Here is a 21,499-nt window from a genome sequence, read left to right on the forward strand (position 1 = left end):
GTTCTTTAGTTATGCTTTTAAATAGTGCTCAATCACTGTCGTCCAGTAACTGATATATAGGGTAACTCTCTTGCTGTCTAGTCTCAATCCCTTACGGTTCAAGCTATCTAGCGAGCCGACTATCTTATCATAACGATTAGGTTTGTCAAGCTGTTTTATAATTTGTCTCAACTCGGTAATCTAAGTAATAAGTTTGTTAACTTAATGCCTAGCTTCCTTTGCTGTGGGGCGTATTATATAGAGTTTAATAACTGTGTCAACAGCTTGATCAAAGGTTTTTAGGTTTATTTGATGATGGTTCTAATAGTGTATATTTTTCAGTGGGTTAGGATAAATTCATCTATTTAGGATTTTAAACGTTGCTACTAAAATCCTTGTGACTTCCTACTTTTTTAGAAAGCCGCTTCTACTTTAGCAATGATATATGATTGAAATTTCCTAATATACTAATACTGCTACACCAATTTTTTCTATATAACTGCTTATAACTTACCCATTTTTTTAAAGAATGCTTTATAGGCTACAACCTTCTTATCCAACGATAAAGGATATGCACGTGAGGTTGAAGGCAATCTATATAAAGTTAAGTCGTTCACATCTGCTTCTTTATCACTTGCGCTTTGCCACTGATATGGATAGTTCATACTATCATTGGTTTTTGGGTACTTTGATTTGGCAATTGGCGCGTCTAATAATCCGAGCAGTACTTCGGTCGCTTTGCCTCCTGTGGTAAACAATGTCTGCACTTTTGGTACTTGTAGCAAGATATTGTCTAGATCAACAGGCGTCACGACGGTTAGGTTTTTATCAGAGGCATTGCCAGTCTCGCGGATAGCCTGCTTGACCGTAGGACAAGATGCGATACCGCGCTCAAACATAAAGTCACGAATACGCTCAGGATCAAAACGCTTCTCATCCCCTACTCTAAAATAATCTGCATCGTCAAAAAACACGCGACCATATATGCGCCACATATCATTATAAAAATTGGGATAGTGAAAACTCATTGCCCATTTATCAGCAGTCGGTGGAAAAGTACCCATCATCATAATAGTGGCATCTGGTGGCAATACAGGCTCGAAAGGATGCGTTTCAATCTCTGATGTGCTGTCATTAGGGAATAATGGATTGGTTTCAAGAGGTTTTTGGGCAGGGGATTGTTCTATAGTCATGATATTCTTCATCAGAAAAGTCGTTTTTTTGGTATCATAGCAGGTCTAAACACTACTACATTTATAATCACTCTATATAGTCAAATATAGTCGGCTCAAAAGGTAATGCGACTTTAGATGTATTTTTAATAGCTTCTGAATCGCGCCTATTAAGCCGTACGGTACTCACTTCTATCATGTCCAAAGTGTGATAGAAGCATTTGGCTACATTGAGCATTAACTTTACTATTGATGCGCTAAATATAGGGTGGATATGCAGTAAGTGTTTGTATCTTTTTTACTAATAGCAAGCGCAGTGACTGCGCAAGCATCAGACTAGAACCCAAGAGAATACTTATGAGTGACTTAAATAGCGGTTTAAACATTACGGTAATCGATCATCCACTAGTCCGTCACAAACTCAGCTTAATGCGCGAAAAAGACTGTAGTACTTATAAATTTCGTACACTGACCAAAGAGCTTGCGCGCTTAATGGCTTATGAAGCAAGCCGCGATTTTGAAATTGAAACTTTCCCAATGGAAGGCTGGTGTGGTGAAATCACTGGTGAGCAAATCATCGGTAAGACGGCGACGATCGTACCGATTTTGCGCGCAGGTATTGGCATGCTAGATGGCGTGCTCGACTTAATTCCTACTGCTAAGATTTCTGTGGTCGGTCTACAACGTGATGAAGAAACGTTGCAGCCAGTACCGTTTTTTGAGAAATTCGTGAGCCATATGGACAAACGTCCTGCTCTTATCATTGATCCAATGCTAGCCACAGGCGGCTCAATGGTTGCGACCATCGAAATGCTAAAGAAAAACGGCTGTACTAATATTAAAGCATTGGTATTGGTGGCTGCCCCTGAAGGCGTACGCTTGGTAAATGAGGCGCATCCTGACGTGACCATTTATACCGCTGCACTAGACAGCCACTTGGATGAACATGGTTATATCATTCCAGGTTTGGGTGATGCTGGTGATAAGATTTTTGGTAAGCAGTTATCAAATAGATAAGTCGCACTAGGGTAAATAAAGCCGTCATCAAGATTATGGCAAAAGCAGACAACATCACTGATAAGGACACACAATGAACGTATTGATTACTGGCGCAAGCGCAGGTTTTGGTAAAGCATTAGCAGAGCGTTTGATCGCTAATGGTCATCAAGTAATCGGCTGTGCCAGACGCCTTGATAAACTGAATGCCTTGGCAGAGACTTTAGGTGAGGCTTTTTTACCCGTCGTTATGGATGTGAGTGATACGGCTTCTATTCCGCAAATTATTGCTGAATTACCTGACGGTTTTAATCAAATCGATGTCTTGGTCAATAATGCCGGACTGGCACTCGGTACAGAGCCTGCGCAACGTAGCAATCTTGATGACTGGATGCGTATGACTGATACTAACGTTAAAGGCTTGATGGCATTGACCCATGCGGTCTTGCCAGCGATGGTCGCGCGCGATAGTGGTTATGTCATCAATGTCGGCTCGATTGCTGGTAGCTGGCCTTATTTCGGTGGTAACGTTTACGGCGCAACTAAAGCATTTGTAAAACAGTTCAGCTTAAACTTGCGAGCGGATCTGATTGGCACCCAAGTACGCGTCACCAATCTTGAGCCTGGTAATGTCGCGGGCACTGAGTTTTCAAATGTGCGCTACCATGGCGATGATGACAAAGCTGCTAAGGTTTATGATGGTTTTAAAACCATGACAGGTGAAGATATCGGCGATATTTTGTTGTGGTTGATTGAGTCGCCTGCTCATATCAATGTAAATCGTCTAGAAGTGATGCCTGTTGCTCAGACTTATAATGGTTTGACCATTGCCAAGCAAGATTAATACTAACTGAATTGTTAGTTATGGTATCAATATTGGTTAGTGATATATCACTTATCAACACCGAACTTGTCAGCGTATCTCATACGACCGAAGCAATATAGAATTCTCTATATTGCTTTTTTTTATGTCTTCAATAGCTTGCTCATTGACCAAACGCAAATCCTGAAAGTCCAAAATCAGCACTTCATTACGCAGACGTTCGCTAGTACGTTTATTATGACGTATCGCAAATCCTAAAACTTGCTTACCAGTGATGGCTATCTGATTAACGATTAACTTTGAATTATTCACGGTCAGCTTCTGGGACATTATCTGAGCATTTATGATCGCAGTTGCTGGATTCACCGTAGTGGTCAGTATTTTGGTCTGCCGTACACTTTCGGGCATATCTCCTGCAAAAAACAATACCTGATTGAGTGGCAAATATTGCGCATGACGCACCAACTCTTGACGGAACAATGCAGGCATATCTGTGTTAAAGCTGTCTTCTGTCTGCTGATAAAATGCAATAAAGTTACGGTGAAGATAACGCCCAAATACAGTGGTATTGATCCACTCTTGATAGACCTCATTCGTTACGATCTGCTTAGCAAAAGCATTGGCATCTGCTGTGATGTCAGTACTAAGCATCAACATCGATAGCAAAAGTGCTTGCGGACTGAGCAATATCTGCTGCTGCCACAGCTGTGGATATAGGCTGCTATCGAGTAATGGCAATGTCGATCTGCTCATGTGCGTATATCCTTATCAGCTATCGTCCATTATCATCGGTTGTCACCTGTCACTGCGACGGCTTTTACCCTGAGTTAAATTCTGTGCTATGGTCAAATGACTGCTTTAATATAGCAGTCTTTTCTTAGCGGTATAGCGAATTTTGCAACGATACATCTCGACCAATCAACCCTGATATCTTGACAACCTGATACCCCAATACCTTGACGATAAAAGCGATATCACTTTATGAAAAAAGACCTCATACCCCTGCCAACTCCCTACCAACTAAAGACCCTTACTATCCAAACAGCTGATGGGACGATGCTGCCCGTCTCTGTCATTGGTAAAGGAAAACCTGTTCTGATGCTGCACGCTTTTGGTATGGATGCGCGGCAATTTTTGCCATTTATTTTACCGCTGATTCAGCACTACTGCTTTTACTTGCCGCATTTTAGAGGGTTTGGTTTGGCCAGTCATCTAGCGTTGCCAACGTTTGATTTTATTGAGCAATATGCACAAGATACCCAAGATGTATTTGAATACGTGAGCGAAGAAACCGGCATTGAGGCTTTTCCTGTTGCCGCGATATCGATGGGCGCATTGGTCATGTGGGCGTATTTTCAGCGCTTTGGCACTCAGCGCGTGAGTCGTTATCTGAATATTGACCAAGCACCGATCATTCATAATCAGCCAGACTGGCAAGGTGGCGGTGTGTTTGGTACCCGACAAACCGAATTATTTGCAGAATTTACACGGTTGATTACCGACGTGGCCCCTTATATGCAATCCGAGCAAGTGGATGATTTTCGTCAGCTGCCTTATCGATTGAAAGTAAATTTATTAGACATGGAGTGCTCTTTTTCTCTACTGTCTGTCAGTAGCAAACCTTCGCAATTATTGGTAAAAGCCCTCAGTTATCGGGCACCGCACAAAATCTCCTTAATGCAGCACGCGACTTGGCAACACAAACTGCGCTGCCTATCTGCTTATGTTGCGTTGCCTTACGATTACCGCGAGGTTTTGCCAATGGTAAACATTCCGACTATCTTACTGATTGGTGGGTGCTCGCAGTTATATAGTGCAGAGTGGCAACAGCGTTTGACCACTATGTTGCCCAATGCGCACAGCATTATTTTGCCAAAGTCAGGTCATGCTGTACCGATGGATGCACCTGTGGCCTTTTATAATGTTTTAAAGCGATTTCTGCATAGTTAGTCTTTAAAAGACTCGTTTTAGCAGACATAAAAAAAGCGACTTTGAAAGTCGCTTTTTATTTGTTTATTGAGCCGTTCATATTATCTAAAAACTAATACTAGTCAGCTAAGTCTTTAATCAATTCAAAGCGTGGTATTTCTCTACCATCAATGGTGACCGTCTCAGCGAACATGGCTAATGGGCGAACCCACACGCCGTATTCACCATACAAGCAGCGGTACACGACCAATGATTCTTCGGTCTCAGAATGCTGCGCGGTATGCAATACCTGATACAGGCTGCCTTTATAGTGGCGGTAGATGCCTTGGGGGATGGTTTTAGTCATAGCAAACTCCTGCTATTAAAAAATGGCTGCTAATTGTCGCTTCATAAAAAAGGTCGACAATGACTGCCGACCTCGCTCTTAATCATTTTTATAGATTATCTAACCAACCGTTACTTTTGCATAAGCCTTTTTGCCTGCTTGGATAACGACCGTCTGACCTGAGGTTAAGCTAAAACCGGCATCCACCACGTCGCCATCTACTTTTACCGCGCCGCGTTTTACCATGTCTTTGGCCGATGAGCTGTTTTTCGCAAGCCCAGATTGGTTCAGTACCTGAGTGATAAACAGTGCATCTTGACCTTCTAGGTCTACCGTGACTTCTGGCAAATCGATTGGCAGCTCGCCATCGGCTAATACGTTACCGGCTGACTTATGCGCATTAGCAGCCGCATCGGCATCATGGAAACGCTCAATCAATTCTTCGGCTAAGATACGTTTGATTTCTTGTGGGTTACGACCCTCTTTCATCTCCGCCAATAAACCTTCGACTTCGTCCATTGGTTTAAAGCTTAAAAATTCAAAATAGCGATGAATCAAGGTGTCTGGCATCGATAGGATTTTTTGATACATGGTGCCTGGCGCATCATAGATAGCGACATAATTATTCAATGACTTAGACATTTTATTGACGCCGTCTAACCCTTCTAAAATCGGCACCGTGATACACACTTGCTGCTCTTGACCATAACGGCCTTGCAAGGTACGACCCATTAATAAGTTAAAAGTTTGGTCGGTACCGCCAAGCTCGACATCAGCTTTTAGCGCGATAGAATCATAACCTTGTACCAATGGGTAGAGGAACTCATGGATTGAGATAGGCGTTTGCGAGGCATAGCGTTTTGAAAAGTCATCACGCTCTAGCATGCGCGAAACCGTTTGCTGACTGGCAAGCTGGATCATATCAGCGGCGCTCATGTCCTTGAACCATTCAGAGTTAAAGACCACGCGAGTCTTTTCTTTGTCCAAGATCTTAAATACTTGCTCAGCATAAGTCGTGGCATTGGCTTTGATTTGCTCATCGGTCAATGGTGGGCGGGTGCTGTTTTTACCAGAAGGATCACCAATCTTGGCGGTATAGTCACCGATTAAAAAATAAATCTCATGACCCAAATCTTGAAAGTGCTTGAGCTTATTAATCAGTACTGTGTGCCCCAAATGCAAATCAGGCGCGGTAGGATCAAAGCCTGCCTTGATACGCAGTGGACGATTCAGTTTTAGCTTAGCCACTAAGTCGTCTTCAGAGAGTATCTCTTGTGTGCCGCGCTGGATAAGGGCCAATTGTTCTTCTAGAGTGTAGGTTTTTTCGGTCATGGTGTTCTCTATATATCGCTTTTATTGGGATTTTTATGAATGACGGTTACAAGCTCGACGTCTGATAACGTTTAGAGGCTCAAAAGGTCAGAAAAAATGATAGAATTTGACGGATATACTAGCGTTTTTTAAGGTAAATTGCCATGACCAACCCCGCATCGATTGCTGATACTGACCATAATGCTCTTGCAGACTTGCTTATGAATAATGGTTTGAATAACAGTTCAGACGATATTGATGACTTGACCTATGATAATTCGAACTATGCCACTCTGACCGATGCCCTTGAGCAAACAGTGTTTGAGAGCTTTGATGATGGCTTATATATCGGCATGATGTCAGGTACCAGTTTGGATGGTATGGATGCTGTTCTTTGTCAGTTTAATCCTGAAACGAGTAACGAAGAAAACACCCAACCGCCGATGCAACTTCTGGCGACGTACAGTCAAGATTTTCCGCCACGTCTGCGCGAGGTATTACTTGCACTGTGTCAACCCAACGGTATCCAAGCATTAACACCTGCAACGGATGGCCTAACAAATGAGCCAAACTGCGAATCAAGTAGTGAGCTAGACTGGTTCGGCTGGGCAAGCCGCGAATATAGCGAGTTTGCCAGTAGCGTGGTGAATACCCTTTTGCAGCAATCAAATACTGATGCTGAGTCAGTACTGGCGATTGGCTGTCATGGACAAACCGTGCGTCATCGTCCGCAGATGGGATTCACGTTGCAATTGGTCGATGCCAACATCATCGCTGAGCGCACCGGCATCAGCGTGGTCAGTGATTTCCGTCGTCGTGATATGGCGGTTGGTGGTCAAGGCGCACCACTGGTACCGGCGTTTCATCAAGCATTATTTGCAACGCCTAACCGCACCCGTGTGCTACTGAACTTGGGTGGTATCGCGAATATAACTGTCTTGCCAGCGGCAGCTGATAGCGCAGAGAATAAGTCAGAAGATAAAGTGCAGAATGTCGTCGGTTACGATACTGGACCTGCCAACTTATTATTAGATGCGTGGACCTCGTTGCATACTGATCATACTTATGACGCAGGTGGCGCTTGGGCACAGTCTGGTACCATTATTGAGCCACTACTAACTCAACTATTAGCGCATCCATTTTTTGCTCAGTCTCATCCAAAAAGCACAGGCCGTGAGGACTTTAACTTAACTTGGTTGCAAGATGAATTAAAAGCTTTTGAACAAGCCAATCCTAATATCAGTTATTCAGCCGTTGATGTACAAACGACGTTGACTGAGCTGACAGCTATCAGTGCCAGTACACAGATCAATATGTTTACCAATACAGATAGCAATAGCTCGGTCTATGTCTGCGGGGGCGGGGCATTGAATGACTATCTGATGACACAACTGCAAGCACACCTGCCCTACTGCACCGTTGAGACCACAGAAACTTTAGGACTGGCACCGACATGGGTGGAGGCAGTGGCATTTGCTTGGCTGGCTAGACAGACGTTGATGGGTGAGACAGGTAACTTGCCAGCGGTTACTGGTGCGAGTAAAGGCGTGGTATTGGGGCAAGTTTGCTTTGTCTGACCAGTTAGATTTTAGTTTACATACGTCCACCTACGTGCTTTATAATACTTTTAAAACGTCATCCTCTTAGGACCCGTAAGTACAGGATATATTTTATGAGCCAAAACAGCAGTTCACCGACTGACCAAGCGACCGATGAGGCGATCAATCCTACGGCTGCCGCATCTACGCACAAACCCCGTCAAAAGCCACCACATTATGACCGCTCTGATGAGACACGTGTAGTGGTCACAGGCATGGGTGCCATCACACCGCTGGGCCTAGATGTCGAGAGCTCATGGTCTAAATTGCTCAATGGTGACAGTGGAATCACATCGATTTCCCACTTTGATGCTACAGGTTACCGCGCACAAATTGCAGGTGTGGTCAAAGACTTCGATGCCAAACAATATATGAATGCCAAAGACGCGCGACGCTATGATGAGTTCATTCATTATGGTATCGCAGCCTCCGCAATGGCATTAAAAAACGCCGGACTCATTGATGAAGTTAGTGCCGCAGATGCCCCTGTACAAGGCGTCGACCAAGATCGCTTTGGCATTATTTTGGGTTCAGGTATTGGTGGTATCCAAACCATCGAAAATAGCCGCGATACCCTACACGAAAAAGGCGCGAGCAAAGTCTCACCTTTTATTATCCCAGGCTCTATCGTCAATATGGCCGCAGGACTAGTGGCCATTAAGCACACGTTAAAAGGTCCAAACCTTGCGACTTCTACGGCTTGTACCACGGCCACTCACGCTATGGGTCTTGCAGCGCGTTTGATCGCATACGGTGATGCCGATGTCATGCTAGCCGGCGGTAGCGAAAAAGGCTCTAGCCCACTTGGCATTGCAGGGTTTAGTGCTATGCATGCACTCTCGACGCGCAATGATGAGCCGACCAAAGCCTCGCGTCCGTTCGATAAAGGCCGTGACGGTTTTGTGCTCGGTGATGGTGCTGGGATGGTGGTACTCGAGAGCCTTGCCCATGCCAAAGCACGCGGTGCAACCATACTGGCCGAGTTGGTCGGATTTGGCATGAGCGATGATGCTAGCCATATCACTGCGCCACCGGAAGACGGTAGCGGCGCTGCAAAAGCCATGCGCAATGCCCTAAATGATGCTGGGATCGAGCCATCAAGCGTCGGTTATGTCAACGCCCATGGTACTAGTACCCCTGCGGGCGATGTGGCTGAGTCGATTGCGATCGAAACAGTGTTTTCGCCAGTCAAAGACAGCATTTTGGTCAGCTCGACCAAATCGATGACAGGGCATTTACTGGGTGCAGCGGGCGGGGTTGAAGCTATCTTTACCGTACTTGCTCTACAGCATCAGCATGTGCCGCCGACAATCAATTTGGACGATGTCGAAGACAACTGTAATCTCGACTATGTGGCCAACCAATCACGTAAAGTCGAAAACTTGCAGTACGCGGTGTCCAACAGCTTTGGCTTTGGCGGTACCAATGGTTCCTTGGTATTTGCGCGCTGGCCGGTCAATCCATAACAGCCACCCATCTACATCGCAGCGCATTGCAATGAATGCGTTGTAACGTTGTTGTCAGATTTGCTACGTTTGTCCACTTGCAGCCCCTTATCGTACTTGCGTATGATAAGGGGTAATTTTTGGAACATTTATGGAAGATACCATGTCAAGCTACTCATTTTCCCATCAGTTTTATCAGCGCTGGACGTGTGCGCCTGAGCCAGTACGCGCAGCCATTACTCAAGAGTTAAAGGACATCACTACTTTACTCAAATCAGACACCGCATTTGAAAGCTTTGAATTTAATACTCATGATCTAGACACTCATATAGATGAGCTGTATGACAACTATCATGCAGAGCAAGCGATTGCCAAAGCCATTACGGACAAGCAAGAACAAGTTGAAGCTGAAAAACAACGATTAGAAGAAGCGCAACAGAAAGAGGCCGAAGCAGCCCAACGCAAAGACGAAGCGGTCCAAAAAGAAAAAGAAGAGAATGAGCAGCGAGCGAGCGAAAAAAATAGTGCGGATAAAGACAGCGTCGCCACTGAGGCAGATAAAGCCAGCTCGCATAAGGGCATTGCCAATATCACCATTACTCGTAACTCTGATACAAATATCGAAAAGACAGCTTCTAATACAACAAGTAGCGAGAGTAACGTTAGCCTCAGCAGTGTTAAAAATGAAAACGCTGACAGCAAGACCATCAGCGAAAAAATCCATGTCCTCAGCGATGAGCCTATCAAAGATATCAATAATAAAGCTGGTACAGCGATTAAATTGGCATTAAAAGACACTCAGCTCGATGCAACGCATGAACAGCTTATTCGTGAACTAGAAACACAGGTAGATGATTATTTAAGTGAGCAAATGATGCTGATGTCTGAAAATCTAAAGTCTTGGCTATGTGCCGAGGTGACCCAGCATTTTAGCGAACAGAGTGACTCAACTACTAATAACGAAGCTGTTAAGAAAAATAACCACTAACAGCGATTGTTTTTCAATATTAGACGTATATTTAGAAGCAGCCGCTCAGTAGTAAGCATTAAAAAGCCCCGTCAATCATTGACGGGGCTTTTTAATGCTTTGAGCTTGGTGCTAGATAGCTTTGGTACGCTCAGTCAACCACTCAAGCGCTGCCCCTTCTACGCGATCTTTTAGCTCGGTGTAGACTTGGCTATGATAGTTATTTAACCAATCTGTCTCGGTTTGATCCAACAACGATGGTTCAATCAAACGGGTGTCGATTGGGCAGTAAGTGATGGTCTCAAAGTTTAAGAAATCACCAAACTCAGTCTCGGTAGGCTTAGCCACTGCTGTATTGACCACCAGGTTCTCGATACGAATGCCCCATTTGCCTTCGCGGTATAGACCTGGTTCATTGCTCGAAATCATACCGACTTTCATCGCACGCTCTTTTGGCGTGCTCGCGCTATAAGCGATGACTTGCGGGCCTTCATGTACGTTTAAGAAATAACCAACGCCGTGACCTGTACCATGACCATAATCCATTTGCGCTTGCCATAATGGCGCACGGCAAATAGCATCAATCAATGGTGAGGCAATGCCATCAGGGAAGTGAGCACGAGCAAGTGCAATATGCGCTTTGAGCACAATAGTAAAGTCACGCTTGTGCTCAGCAGTTATTTGTCCGATGCCCACCACGCGTGTGATATCCGTTGTGCCATTTTGGTACTGAGCTCCTGAGTCAATCAACAGTAGCCCACCTTCGCCCTCGGACACATCAAGGTAGCTGAATTTTTCTGGCGTAGCGCGGTAATGTGGCAACGCACCGTTTTCATTAAAGCCTGCGATGGTCGGGAAACTTGGCGAGACATAATGTGGCTGACGACTACGCACTTCTATCAACATGCTATCAACATCTAGCTCACTTAGACGCTCGCCTGCTGCTATACGCTGCTCAAATGTGGCAAAAAACTCAGCCAAAGCAGCGCCATCTTGACGCATGGCTTCACGCACATGTCCGATATCTGAGTCAGCCTTCACTGATTTGAGTAGCGTACTAGGCGCCATTTGCTCAATAAAGCCCACATCATCTGCCATTTTTGAGAGCGTACCGACTGCCACTTTACTTGGATCTAGTAATAATAAATCTTCTGGCGCCAGCGCACTCAGTGCCTCTTGTACCGCATCATAGTCAGCCACACTAAATCCGCTGTCTTTTAGACTCTTTGCGATATCTTCGCTGATTTTATCGTTGTCAATAAACAGTGTCGCCTTATCAGCATCAATCAGCAGGTGTGATAAGAACACAGGATTATAGTCAACATCAGCACCGCGCAAGTTGGTCAACCACGCGATATCATCTAGGCTAGAGAGTAGATGGTGTGTTGCACCTGCCGCTGCCATACCTTCGCGTACGGCAGCCAACTTTGAATCAGCAGACTGGGCAAGGAATTGCTCATCGTGTACGTATAGTTTAGCAGCGGGTAATGCTGGACGATCTCTCCAAACGGCTGTCAGTACATCACGCTCAGTGATCAGAGTAATGTCGTTGGCATCAAACGCATTTAATAGGCGATCTTGCTCAGCGATAGACAATACATTGCCATTGACTGCCACGCTATCCCCTTCTTGCAGATGATCGGCTAGCCAGTCGAGGTGGTTTGGCTGACCTGGCGCTAGCTTTTCTAACGTAATACCCGTGCCCTCTAACTGTTCGGCAGCATGTACCCAATAACGGCTATCTGTCCACAGGCCTGCAAAGTCAGCTGTCACAACCAGCGTGCCGACAGAGCCTGTAAATCCAGATAGCCACTGACGGGCTTGCCAATATTCAGGAAGATACTCAGACAGATGCGGATCGGCAGAGGGTACGATAATCGCGGTCAAATCTTGCTCAACCAACGCTTTACGCAAGTTATCGATACGATCATGGATGATTTGTTTATTCATTAAAAGTGTCCTTATTAGAGGTAGAGCAATTAATTTTAGAGAAGTTAGATCTAGAAAATTATTACTGTGCGGCGACTATGGATAGTCGTCTTATTCGAGCGATTTAGACATGTATTATTATCAACTATTTAAGCAGGCTGTCTCACTTTGGAGAATAGCTTCTGCTTATTGACAGTGGAAAATTAGCATTAGCATTACGTGACTGATGTCATTGAACGCAACGTTACCGTCAACACACATCGACTGCTTATGTTGACAGTCAGCTATTATTAGATGTTTGGGCAGATAGTAAGCTTTCAATGGCTTGTGCCAAATATCTCACTAAGTAAAACAATAAGACGTGCTACCGATGATGGTAACACGTCTCGTCATACGTCACTTGTGCTGTTGTTATTCACAAATTTACACCAGCCTCTCTTACGACTTGGCCAATTGTTTTTCGCGCTCGCTGTCTTTTAGCATTTTGTTGATGGGTTTTGCCAGTATCAATAATAATACGGCGGTCACCACCAAGAAGATGGTCATAGTGGTAAACAGACCCGGTAACCCTTCGATTTTGTCGGCAGATACATGACCACCAAAGAAGGCGGCAACCAAGTTACCCATGGCGATAGAGGCAAAGAAAAGCCCCATCATTTGGCCTTGCATACCCTCTGGTGCAAGCTTGGTCATAGCAGATAAACCGACTGGGCTAAGTGCCAATTCACCCAAGGTTAATAATAATAAACTGCCCACCAACCATAGTGGCGATGCCAAGCCAGCACCAGGCGCTAGAATGCTCTTTGAGGCAAAAATCATCAATGCAAAGCCTGCAGCAGCTAGTAACATACCCAGTGCAAACTTCGCCATACTGCTCGGCTCAAGTCCTCGGTTACCAAGCTTGACCCAAACGATACTAATGATAGGCGCTAATATCAAAATGAATAAAGGGTTCAATGACTGGAACCAAATACTTGGTACATCAAAGCCTAAAACATTCAGATCAGTATAACGATCAGCAAATAAGTTAAAAGACGTTGGTTGCTGCTCAAAACTTGACCAAAACAGTGTCGAGCCAATAATTAGGATAAAGCAGATTAATAGACGCAATTTATCGGTCTTATCTAGGCTCGGTGAAATAAACATCACGGCAAAATATAGTATGACCACAGCGGCAATCAGATATGTCATATACTCTGCAACCATCTCAGGTGCAAATGGCACAATGCCTGTCGCTACTAAAATGACTATAGCGACCAAAGTAGCAACAAATGCAATGACCCAGCGACCGATGTTTTTGTAGCGATCGTTGGCATTTTCCCAATCCGCGACGATGCCCTTAGCACGCGCATATTTTGTCAAATTCTTTTGTGCCACAAAGCGATAGATAAGTAGCGACACCAGCATGCCCAAGCCGCCAACGCCAAAGCCCACGTGCCACATGCCTTTTTCTTTGAATATACCCACGATCAGTGCTGCCAATAGCGCGCCGATATTGATACCCATATAGAACAAGGTAAAGCCACCATCACGGCGAGAGTCGCCTTTAGGATACAACGCACCGACCATCACTGAGATACAGGTTTTGAACAACCCTGAACCCAAGACAATACAGATCAAACCAACAAAGAACAGCGTCATGCCAAACATAGCAGAGAGCGCGATACATAAGTGACCAAGCGCAATGATTATACTGCCCCACCACAGTGCACGCTCTTGACCTAGCCAGTTATCTGCCAGCCAGCCTCCTGGTACTGCTGCTAAATACAACGAACCAGCAAAGATACCATAGATAGCAGATGCTGTGACTTCATCAAACCCAAAACCGCCACTGCTTACTGTCGCCACCATAAATAGCACCAGTAGCGGGCGGATACTGTAATAAGAAAATCGCTCCCACATCTCGGTGAAAAACAAAGAGCGTAATGGCGCAGGATGTCCCATAAAGCCATTGTCTAGTGCTTGCAGTTCAGCTGCACTAGCTTCTGATTTTGATTGTGTACTCACAGCTTTATTCCTTTAAAGATTATTTTGGTAATGACCAAGCCCTCATTTATTCAGACGGGCGGTCATATAGGCGGAACATTGTTTCACTTGGGTATAATCAAGTAAAGAAAAAATTGGTCAAAAATTACACAAATACCCACAAAAAAGCCCATTCTCAAAAGTTGAGAATGGGCTTTTCTTTTTCGTCTCAGCAGCACTACTGCTTTACTTATAGCACTGTTGATAGAGACTTTATAATAGTCATGATCTAATAATAACGCGCTACTGCATGACTGTCTAAATGGCTACATGATAGATTACTGTGCGGCAGCTGTGTCATCAGCAGCAGTGCCAGCGTCCAAATCACCATCTGCTTGCTCAACGGTCAAATCAGCATCAGCAACGGCCGCTTGGCTCACTGTACCAGAAGCGGTGGCTGTGCCGGCTTCTGCAGTAACGACTGCACTGTCCGCATCTGCCGCTGGTGTGACGGTTGCATCGGCAGCTGTATCAGGTGCAGCAGCATCCGTCTCTGCCGTTGCCACTTCTGCATCAGCTGGAGCAGTTTCTGCTGCTGCGACTGCTGCTTCATCAGCAGCGGCTAATTCTTCGGGAGTCTGAACCACAATATGCTGTCCTGCTGGACGTAAAAATGCAGAAACACCAATAAGTAAGACAATACCTAAAAACAAGGCAATGCCACCTAAAGTAAACAACAGCTCTTTTTTTGGATTATTATTGACGATACCTTCTGACATACCTTATCCACCTTGCGCAAAATATTTGAAATATCGAACTATTATATCGTAATTTGTACTGATTTGTGAAAACCCTTAAGTATTTAAAGGGTTTATTATCGACAAACTTTACCAACTACTTTTAGTCTGGATGGCGATGGTTTTTAAAATCACCTCGCTATCATGGGCTATCTGCATTTACTGGCTCTGTATATCTGCAGAATATTCGTATTATTTGCCACTGCGTACCAGAGGGGTTGGACGCTTGCCCAGATAACTTAATACCAGCAGCAGCGCCATAATAAATAGGATAGGATAATTACCAAAGCGCATGAATGGCGTGTTGCCGACACGTGCCTGTATATTACCGCGCAATACCGTACGCTCGAACTGCGGCGCCCGCGCTACGATATGACCTTTATGGTCAATGATAGCCGTCACACCCGTATTGGTCGCACGCATAAACCAGCGACCATTCTCTAACGCGCGCATCTGTACCATTTGCAAGTGTTGTAATGGGCCTGCTGAGGTGCCAAACCAAGCATCGTTTGAGATAGTCAATAAAAAGTCCGTCCCAATCGCATTTTTGCGCGTGGTGTCTGGATAGGCGACCTCATAACAAATAGCGGCACCCAAATTGTGTCCGCGGACACGCAGTGGTGACTGCTGATCACTGCCGCGGCTATAGCTCATGATATCTTGGCTACCTGCTAGGTTAGGCAAAATATCGAGCATGCCCTCAAACGGGATATACTCGCCAAAGGGTACCAGACGCTGCTTTTTGTACAAGCCATCCGCCTGTGCGCCTAGTGCCACCACACTATTATAAAATGGTGCATACTTATCCGTACTGGCATCAAAAGCCGCCTCGTCCTTATAGGGAATACCTGTCACCCATGTCGTGTCAGTCTCTTTGGCCATTTTTACCATTTCATTGATAAAGCCGACCGCTTCTGTCTGAAACATAGGAATCGATGACTCAGGCCACAGCACAATATCGCGCCCCCACTCAGTACGGGTTAGCGTGGCATAAATTTTCAAAGTCTCTATCTGATACTCAGTGAGCCATTTTAGATCTTGTGGGATATTGCCTTGAATCAAAGACACCGACAGATCAGGCGTGCCTTTTGGCTTAGTCCATTGCGGATTGATCAGCCACAATGCACTACTGATAACGAGAAAGGCCATTGCTGGAATCATGTAACCACCGCGACGACGCAGTAGCTCGACCACGCTTGCTGCTAATAATACCGCCACAAAGGAAACTGCAAAAACGCCCGCCACCGGTGCCAATGATGACAGCCAATACTGCTCAGTAAAAGCATAACCGACGAACAACCAAGGAAAGCCCGTGAATAGCCACGTTTTCATCCACTCTTGGAGTATCCATAGGGCAGCAAAAGACAACGGCTGACGGCCAACCATGCGATTAAAAATCAAAGCCAAAAACCCATGGAACAAACCCATGCCAAGGCCCATCAACGCAATCATAAGCAGCGCCAGCCATACAGGCGTATCGCCATAGACATGGATGGAGGTATACAACCAAAATGCACCGACGCACCAAAGCCCTGTACCATAAGCCTGTCCAATGATAAAAGCGCGCCGACCTGTCATATCAGGCATCAACAACGCATATAAAATAGCAGGAGAAATCAGGGCAACGGGCCAAAACCCATAGGGCGCGAGCGCCCATATAAAGGCAGCTCCTGCCAGCAACGCAATCAGTACCGTCAATCCCATGGGCAAACCCTTAGGCTTTTCGGGGTTCAGACGTTTTTGTAAATCCACAGTAGACAGACGCATAGCAATAATCCAAAACGATATTTTTTAAAATTTCATAGGTTTATAGTTTTATATGTTCACGGATTCGCATTGAGGCAACACTCAAACGAAACCTGACTGCACAACGCTGTATGCAGCACCGCAAACAAAACCAACCCATGATACCAGTCAAAGCTTATCAGTGGGTAAATTTGCGTTGCCAAAACCTCATACAAAATAGCAGACCATAAAGCGCAAAAAACACGACTGAGTGTCGCGTTTTTTTGTAAAGCTTACGAGTATGTTTGCTTAATATAGGGTCTGCTTATTGACCAAAAGACGCGTGCATTGCTATAAGCAACTCAATGACTGCCTATCAATATCTGTTTATCAGCATTGGTCTTGGTCAGCTCTAGGTTCTGAATGAATCGACCTTCGACATCAGTGATAGTGATTTGCCAGTCGTCTATTAAAACGCTCTCGCCTTCTAGATCGCCTACGTAGCCGAGCGCTTGCATGACCAAACCGCCCATCGTATCGACATCGGTGTCGTCGAAACGACTGCCAAGCTCGTCATTACAGTCTTCAATCACAGTAGAGGCTTGAACACGCCATGTATTGGGCTTATCAGGATCCGCAACGATATTATTGATGTCACTGTCTTCATCAAAATCATCATGCTCATCGACGATGTCACCGACGATTTCTTCTAACAAATCTTCCATGGTGACCACACCGCCGAAATTACCAAATTCATCAACAACAATGGCCATGTGCACTTGCGTCCGCTGTAATGAACGCAGCAAGGTATCAGAGCGTGCAGTCTCACTGATATAGAGTGGCTGACGCACCAAGTCTTTTAGACGTTGACTGTCGATTCTGTCTTCTTGGTTACGCACCATATGAACCAAGATAGGAATCAGGTCTTTGGCCAATAATATGCCAATAACGGCATCATCATCTTGACTGTCAAAAACAGGGTAGCGTGAGTGCGTGGTCTCAAGAATGATGTCCATCACTTCAGCAAGGCTAGTACTTTCATGGATACCAATCACTTGCGGGCGTGGCGTCATGATTTCGCGCACTTGGGTTGCTGGTAGATCGAGTACGCCTTCTAGCATATCAACCGTATCAGGCTCTAGGAACTGGCGCGAGTCTTGTACCAGACGAATCAATTCGTCACGGGTTTCGGGGGCGGTCGATAGCCAGCGTTTTAAGCCGCGCATCGACCAACTACTCGGGCTGGGAGTGTCGTCAGACATGTGGTGTGATTTAACCTCTTTAGTGAATGGCAATTAAAATAACGTTTAAACAAACGACTGGCATATAGATGGGGATAAACATACCAAATAAAACAGGAAAAACCTCATTCAGGGACTGTCACATAGTCAATAAGCAATCAACAAGCCAGTATAAATTAGCTTCACTTTATCGCAAGGCTCCCCGACATTCAACGATAAATTCACTCAAATTGTATTGTCAGTGTGTTATAAACTTTGCTATGGTCAAAGCCTTTATTTATCAAAACAAATCTTATGTCGCTACGTTCTCTGTTTTCTCGCTTACTATCGTCGCGCTCACGCAGCCGTCTTGAACACAGCCGTGTCCCAAATAGCAGTCTACCAAGCCATGACGTAGAGAACACAACATCAGATAGCAAACAGCCAGAACCCACGTGGCGACATCATCTTTTGCAACTCTTTATCGCCGTCACGCTAGTGCTATCAGCAATATGGTTGCTGTTGGCCATTTGGTACCAGTATGGCATACGTTCGGCGGTAACTTGGCTGGCCACCATCGCAATTATTGGGATATTGGCGGCGCTGGTGAGTACGCGGTGTTGGAACGCGCTCAAAAAAATACTGCTTACTCAATCGACATCTAACAAACAGATTGCTCATAAGGAGGTCGCAACCAAACGGCTCATTGGCTTATATGCAGCTATTTGGCTGTTGGGTGTGGGGTCGTTCTTTTCTATCGAACCCAAACAACAGCGTGATTGGATGCCTGAGGTCGATCAGCGAGTCTCTTATGAACGCGATGCGACCAACCCTGATTTGATTACCTTGACCAATGTCCGTGATTTTGATTGGCAGACCGACGAAGAGGCAACCGAGCACTGGAATACGCGTACGATTGATTTGTCCAAACTTTCAGGCATCGATGTGACCAATTCTTATTGGATGGGGCCATTGATTGCTCATACGTTGGTCAGTTTTCGATTTGAAGATGACAGACCACTTGCCTTCTCATTTGAGATTCGTAAAGAAAATGGCGAATCGTTCTCAGCGCTTGCTGGATTCTTTAGACGTTATGAGCTGAGCCTGATTGCCGCAGAAGAGCGCGATATTATTTATACTCGTAGCAACGCGCGCGGCGAGCAAGTTTATCTCTTCCCAATCAGTAATTTACAGCAGAATGAAGTGAGAACGTTGTTTGAATCTTACCTGACTGCAGCCGATGATCTAAATGACAAACCTGCTTGGTACAATACGTTAACGAGCAACTGTACCAATATCATCTTTTATATGGCACGTATCGTCAGTGGCGATCGGTTGCCGTGGGATTATCGAATCTGGGTCTCTGGTTGGCTACCAAACTATCTATACGATGTCGGTATGTTGGATGCCGCGCCAGAAAAAGACCATCAGCCTTGGTCGATGGATACATGGTACGAGCGCACTCATATCAATCCAAAATCCAAAGGTTTTGACAATCAAGCACATCAATCTGCCACTCTCAATAGCCGTGAATTCTCGCAGCAGATTCGTCAAGGCATTCCGATACCGCTATTGGCTGACTCTCAAGATAGCGCGGAAGCTAATGCTAAGTCTATGGCTCATGCCTCTGACCTCTGACCTCTGACTAAGCATCATTTAGCAACTACTGAGAATCATCTATCGGCTACACAGAATTGATGCAGGTTGGCTAAGGCTTAACCCAATTAACCACACGATCTTCCATCGCTTCATCAGACATGCCAATTTCAGAAACGCAGCGCCCTGCGACGCCTACATTGACCGCACGCATTTGTTGCTGCGTGACCACTGTATCTTGAGTTAGCAACAGATGCCAACTTGGCAAGTTTTGTCCTTTATACAAACGCTTATAAGCGCAGTGCGATGGTAGCCACATCATGTTGGGCAAGTTGTCCATCGTCAGTTGAATACAATCTGGCACGTGCTCTTGGCGCGTTGCATATTGGCTACAATATCCTGTCGCACAGTCCATTAGCTGGCAAGTCACATCCGTATATTCGACCAGCTCTTCATCCACATCGCCATTCTCATCTTCGTCGATGTATTTAATCAAGCAGCAACTACCGCAGCCATCGCACAACGCTTCCCATTCATTATGATTCAATTCTGCCAATGCAAATCGCGACCAAAACTGCGGGCGTAGTGTCTCGACATCAGCCGTGCTGTTGCTGGCACTAGCACTAGCACTGGCATCAGTACTGTCAGGAAACAAAGATACTGATGCTGATAGTGATGACGACGACTTCGCATCAGAATCATGAGCCGAATACAAGCCTGATTGATCATCACTTTTGTTTAACAAATTTATAGTCATAGCGTCACAGTAGCATTTTGATAAAGAGCGTTACAGTATTATAGCTGTTTTTGCTTGATATGGGCGTTAAGGTAGTAACAGTCAGAAAAACGAACCCTCACAACGATGAATAAATAAAACTTACAACATAAAAAAGGACAATAATATGTCAATTAAGACTTTTGAATTAATCAGTACTACCGAAAATAACGTTCAGCTTATCAGCTACGTAGCGCTACCAGAAAATGCATCAGATGAGACGCCAGTGCCAGGCATTTTAGTGGCTCCAGAATGGTGGGGCGTGGTCGATCATCCAAAATCAGTCGTTGAGCGTTTGGCAGAAGCAGGTTATGCTGCCGTTGCGATGGATGTCTATGGTGAAGGTAAATTGACCACCGATGCCGCGCAAGCCAACATGTGGATGGAGCAAGTGCTTGCTGATCAAGATATGCTGATGGCACGTTGCCGTTTGATTCTCAATGACTTCAGTGATCAACTAGCTGTGGATGGTGACAATTTAGCAGCGATTGGTTATTGCTTCGGCGGTAAAATCGTCCTAGATATGGCACGTGAAGGCATGCCATTAAAAGCAGTTGCTACGTTCCATGGTAATCCATCACCAAAACAACCAGCAGACAAAAACTTCACGGCCAAAGTATTGGTCGCCCATGGTCGTGATGACTCGATGGTCTCAATGGATGCTATCGAAGGTCTAAAATCAGAGCTAGATGCCGCCGATGTGGATTACACTATCGATGTCTATGACCACGCCAAACATGGCTTTACCAACCCACATGCTGATGAGCGTGCTGCCAAAAATGAAGTCGATCTTGGCTACAATGAAGCCGCTGCCAAACAAAGCTGGGAAAACATGCTTGAGTTTATGAAAGTAAACTTGGCATAAGTTACCATAACAGAGAATCTCGAAGACTTTCTGTACGGACTCAAAGCAAGATAATAAATGAAAGAAAATAAAAGGGCTGCTT

Annotated in this window: 18 protein-coding genes; 8 read left to right on the forward strand and 10 right to left on the reverse strand. The window is 45.2% G+C overall.

The window, feature by feature from the left end; all coding sequences use genetic code 11:
• Nucleotides 1-482 precede the first annotated feature (482 nt).
• Nucleotides 483-1,049, reverse strand: coding sequence for a DNA glycosylase (locus IP510_RS11270; RefSeq protein WP_413786487.1), 567 nt, complete (start codon nucleotides 1,047-1,049; stop codon nucleotides 483-485).
• Nucleotides 1,050-1,508: 459 nt separating this feature from the next.
• On the opposite strand from IP510_RS11270, the gene upp reads away from it, so the two are divergent.
• Both upp and IP510_RS11280 read left to right on the forward strand, forming a co-directional pair.
• The gene (gene upp / locus IP510_RS11275) at nucleotides 1,509-2,168 is read left to right on the forward strand and encodes a uracil phosphoribosyltransferase (RefSeq protein ID WP_194364955.1); all 660 of its coding nucleotides are present in this window, start codon (nucleotides 1,509-1,511) and stop codon (nucleotides 2,166-2,168) included.
• Between the two features lie 73 nt (nucleotides 2,169-2,241).
• Nucleotides 2,242-2,991 carry an SDR family NAD(P)-dependent oxidoreductase gene (locus IP510_RS11280; protein WP_194364956.1) on the forward strand — a complete coding sequence of 250 codons (750 nt, stop codon included), beginning with the start codon at nucleotides 2,242-2,244 and terminating at the stop codon, nucleotides 2,989-2,991.
• Nucleotides 2,992-3,060: 69 nt separating this feature from the next.
• Here IP510_RS11280 and IP510_RS11285 read toward each other — a convergent pair whose 3' ends face one another.
• Entirely contained in the window at nucleotides 3,061-3,723 is a 663-nt protein-coding gene (locus IP510_RS11285; protein WP_194364957.1) for a hypothetical protein, read from the reverse strand.
• Between the two features lie 228 nt (nucleotides 3,724-3,951).
• On the opposite strand from IP510_RS11285, the gene IP510_RS11290 reads away from it, so the two are divergent.
• Nucleotides 3,952-4,920 (forward strand): alpha/beta fold hydrolase, encoded by a 969-nt coding sequence (locus IP510_RS11290; protein ID WP_194364958.1) that lies wholly within the window; start codon nucleotides 3,952-3,954, stop codon nucleotides 4,918-4,920.
• Nucleotides 4,921-5,017: 97 nt separating this feature from the next.
• On the opposite strand, the gene IP510_RS11295 is transcribed toward IP510_RS11290, so the two are convergent.
• Both IP510_RS11295 and tyrS read right to left on the reverse strand, forming a co-directional pair.
• Nucleotides 5,018-5,245, reverse strand: a complete 228-nt coding sequence (locus tag IP510_RS11295; RefSeq protein ID WP_194364959.1) for a DUF1653 domain-containing protein — start codon at nucleotides 5,243-5,245, stop codon at nucleotides 5,018-5,020.
• A gap of 99 nt (nucleotides 5,246-5,344) precedes the next feature.
• Nucleotides 5,345-6,556 (reverse strand): tyrosine--tRNA ligase, encoded by a 1,212-nt coding sequence (gene tyrS / locus IP510_RS11300; protein ID WP_194364960.1) that lies wholly within the window; start codon nucleotides 6,554-6,556, stop codon nucleotides 5,345-5,347.
• A gap of 143 nt (nucleotides 6,557-6,699) precedes the next feature.
• On the opposite strand from tyrS, the gene IP510_RS11305 reads away from it, so the two are divergent.
• The 3 genes from IP510_RS11305 (at nucleotide 6,700) to IP510_RS11315 (ending at nucleotide 10,566) form a co-directional block, all read left to right on the forward strand.
• Nucleotides 6,700-8,112: an anhydro-N-acetylmuramic acid kinase gene (locus IP510_RS11305; protein ID WP_194364961.1), complete on the forward strand. Its 1,413-nt coding sequence runs from the start codon at nucleotides 6,700-6,702 to the stop codon at nucleotides 8,110-8,112.
• Between the two features lie 95 nt (nucleotides 8,113-8,207).
• The gene (fabF, locus tag IP510_RS11310) at nucleotides 8,208-9,599 is read left to right on the forward strand and encodes a beta-ketoacyl-ACP synthase II (protein ID WP_227669708.1); all 1,392 of its coding nucleotides are present in this window, start codon (nucleotides 8,208-8,210) and stop codon (nucleotides 9,597-9,599) included.
• 130 nt (nucleotides 9,600-9,729) lie between these two features.
• Nucleotides 9,730-10,566, forward strand: a complete 837-nt coding sequence (locus IP510_RS11315) for a hypothetical protein (RefSeq protein WP_194364962.1) — start codon at nucleotides 9,730-9,732, stop codon at nucleotides 10,564-10,566.
• Between the two features lie 111 nt (nucleotides 10,567-10,677).
• Here IP510_RS11315 and IP510_RS11320 read toward each other — a convergent pair whose 3' ends face one another.
• The 5 genes from IP510_RS11320 to IP510_RS11340 form a co-directional block, all read right to left on the reverse strand.
• The gene (locus IP510_RS11320; RefSeq protein WP_194364963.1) at nucleotides 10,678-12,495 is read right to left on the reverse strand and encodes an aminopeptidase P family protein; all 1,818 of its coding nucleotides are present in this window, start codon (nucleotides 12,493-12,495) and stop codon (nucleotides 10,678-10,680) included.
• A 417-nt stretch (nucleotides 12,496-12,912) separates the two neighbouring features.
• Entirely contained in the window at nucleotides 12,913-14,418 is a 1,506-nt protein-coding gene (locus IP510_RS11325) for a peptide MFS transporter (RefSeq protein ID WP_227669718.1), read from the reverse strand.
• A gap of 359 nt (nucleotides 14,419-14,777) precedes the next feature.
• Nucleotides 14,778-15,218: a hypothetical protein gene (locus IP510_RS11330; RefSeq protein ID WP_194364965.1), complete on the reverse strand. Its 441-nt coding sequence runs from the start codon at nucleotides 15,216-15,218 to the stop codon at nucleotides 14,778-14,780.
• A gap of 210 nt (nucleotides 15,219-15,428) precedes the next feature.
• Nucleotides 15,429-17,003, reverse strand: a complete 1,575-nt coding sequence (gene lnt / locus IP510_RS11335; RefSeq protein ID WP_194364966.1) for an apolipoprotein N-acyltransferase — start codon at nucleotides 17,001-17,003, stop codon at nucleotides 15,429-15,431.
• A gap of 320 nt (nucleotides 17,004-17,323) precedes the next feature.
• Nucleotides 17,324-18,223, reverse strand: coding sequence for a CBS domain-containing protein (locus IP510_RS11340; protein WP_194364967.1), 900 nt, complete (start codon nucleotides 18,221-18,223; stop codon nucleotides 17,324-17,326).
• A 273-nt stretch (nucleotides 18,224-18,496) separates the two neighbouring features.
• Here IP510_RS11340 and IP510_RS11345 point away from each other — a divergent pair, with 273 nt between their 5' ends.
• A complete protein-coding gene (locus tag IP510_RS11345) occupies nucleotides 18,497-19,819 on the forward strand; it encodes a DUF4105 domain-containing protein (RefSeq protein ID WP_194364968.1) in 1,323 nt (440 codons plus the stop codon).
• A gap of 70 nt (nucleotides 19,820-19,889) precedes the next feature.
• On the opposite strand, the gene IP510_RS11350 is transcribed toward IP510_RS11345, so the two are convergent.
• The gene (locus IP510_RS11350; RefSeq protein WP_227669720.1) at nucleotides 19,890-20,432 is read right to left on the reverse strand and encodes a YcgN family cysteine cluster protein; all 543 of its coding nucleotides are present in this window, start codon (nucleotides 20,430-20,432) and stop codon (nucleotides 19,890-19,892) included.
• Between the two features lie 247 nt (nucleotides 20,433-20,679).
• Between IP510_RS11350 and IP510_RS11355 the strand changes: the two genes are divergently transcribed.
• Nucleotides 20,680-21,417 carry a dienelactone hydrolase family protein gene (locus IP510_RS11355; protein ID WP_194364970.1) on the forward strand — a complete coding sequence of 246 codons (738 nt, stop codon included), beginning with the start codon at nucleotides 20,680-20,682 and terminating at the stop codon, nucleotides 21,415-21,417.
• Nucleotides 21,418-21,499: the final 82 nt, after the last annotated feature.

The organism is Psychrobacter sp. NG254, from assembly GCF_015277735.1.
In the GTDB taxonomy this organism is placed as follows: domain Bacteria; phylum Pseudomonadota; class Gammaproteobacteria; order Pseudomonadales; family Moraxellaceae; genus Psychrobacter.

Coding starts and splice junctions, on each gene's coding strand:
- IP510_RS11270 (WP_413786487.1), bottom strand. CDS start 1,049: ATGATGATGGGTACTTTTCCACCGACTGCTGATAAATGGGCAATGAGT.
- upp (WP_194364955.1), top strand. CDS start 1,509: ATGAGTGACTTAAATAGCGGTTTAAACATTACGGTAATCGATCATCCA.
- IP510_RS11280 (WP_194364956.1), top strand. CDS start 2,242: ATGAACGTATTGATTACTGGCGCAAGCGCAGGTTTTGGTAAAGCATTA.
- IP510_RS11285 (WP_194364957.1), bottom strand. CDS start 3,723: ATGAGCAGATCGACATTGCCATTACTCGATAGCAGCCTATATCCACAG.
- IP510_RS11290 (WP_194364958.1), top strand. CDS start 3,952: ATGAAAAAAGACCTCATACCCCTGCCAACTCCCTACCAACTAAAGACC.
- IP510_RS11295 (WP_194364959.1), bottom strand. CDS start 5,245: ATGACTAAAACCATCCCCCAAGGCATCTACCGCCACTATAAAGGCAGC.
- tyrS (WP_194364960.1), bottom strand. CDS start 6,556: ATGACCGAAAAAACCTACACTCTAGAAGAACAATTGGCCCTTATCCAG.
- IP510_RS11305 (WP_194364961.1), top strand. CDS start 6,700: ATGACCAACCCCGCATCGATTGCTGATACTGACCATAATGCTCTTGCA.
- fabF (WP_227669708.1), top strand. CDS start 8,208: ATGAGCCAAAACAGCAGTTCACCGACTGACCAAGCGACCGATGAGGCG.
- IP510_RS11315 (WP_194364962.1), top strand. CDS start 9,730: ATGGAAGATACCATGTCAAGCTACTCATTTTCCCATCAGTTTTATCAG.
- IP510_RS11320 (WP_194364963.1), bottom strand. CDS start 12,495: ATGAATAAACAAATCATCCATGATCGTATCGATAACTTGCGTAAAGCG.
- IP510_RS11325 (WP_227669718.1), bottom strand. CDS start 14,418: ATGGGACATCCTGCGCCATTACGCTCTTTGTTTTTCACCGAGATGTGG.
- IP510_RS11330 (WP_194364965.1), bottom strand. CDS start 15,218: ATGTCAGAAGGTATCGTCAATAATAATCCAAAAAAAGAGCTGTTGTTT.
- lnt (WP_194364966.1), bottom strand. CDS start 17,003: ATGCGTCTGTCTACTGTGGATTTACAAAAACGTCTGAACCCCGAAAAG.
- IP510_RS11340 (WP_194364967.1), bottom strand. CDS start 18,223: ATGTCTGACGACACTCCCAGCCCGAGTAGTTGGTCGATGCGCGGCTTA.
- IP510_RS11345 (WP_194364968.1), top strand. CDS start 18,497: ATGTCGCTACGTTCTCTGTTTTCTCGCTTACTATCGTCGCGCTCACGC.
- IP510_RS11355 (WP_194364970.1), top strand. CDS start 20,680: ATGTCAATTAAGACTTTTGAATTAATCAGTACTACCGAAAATAACGTT.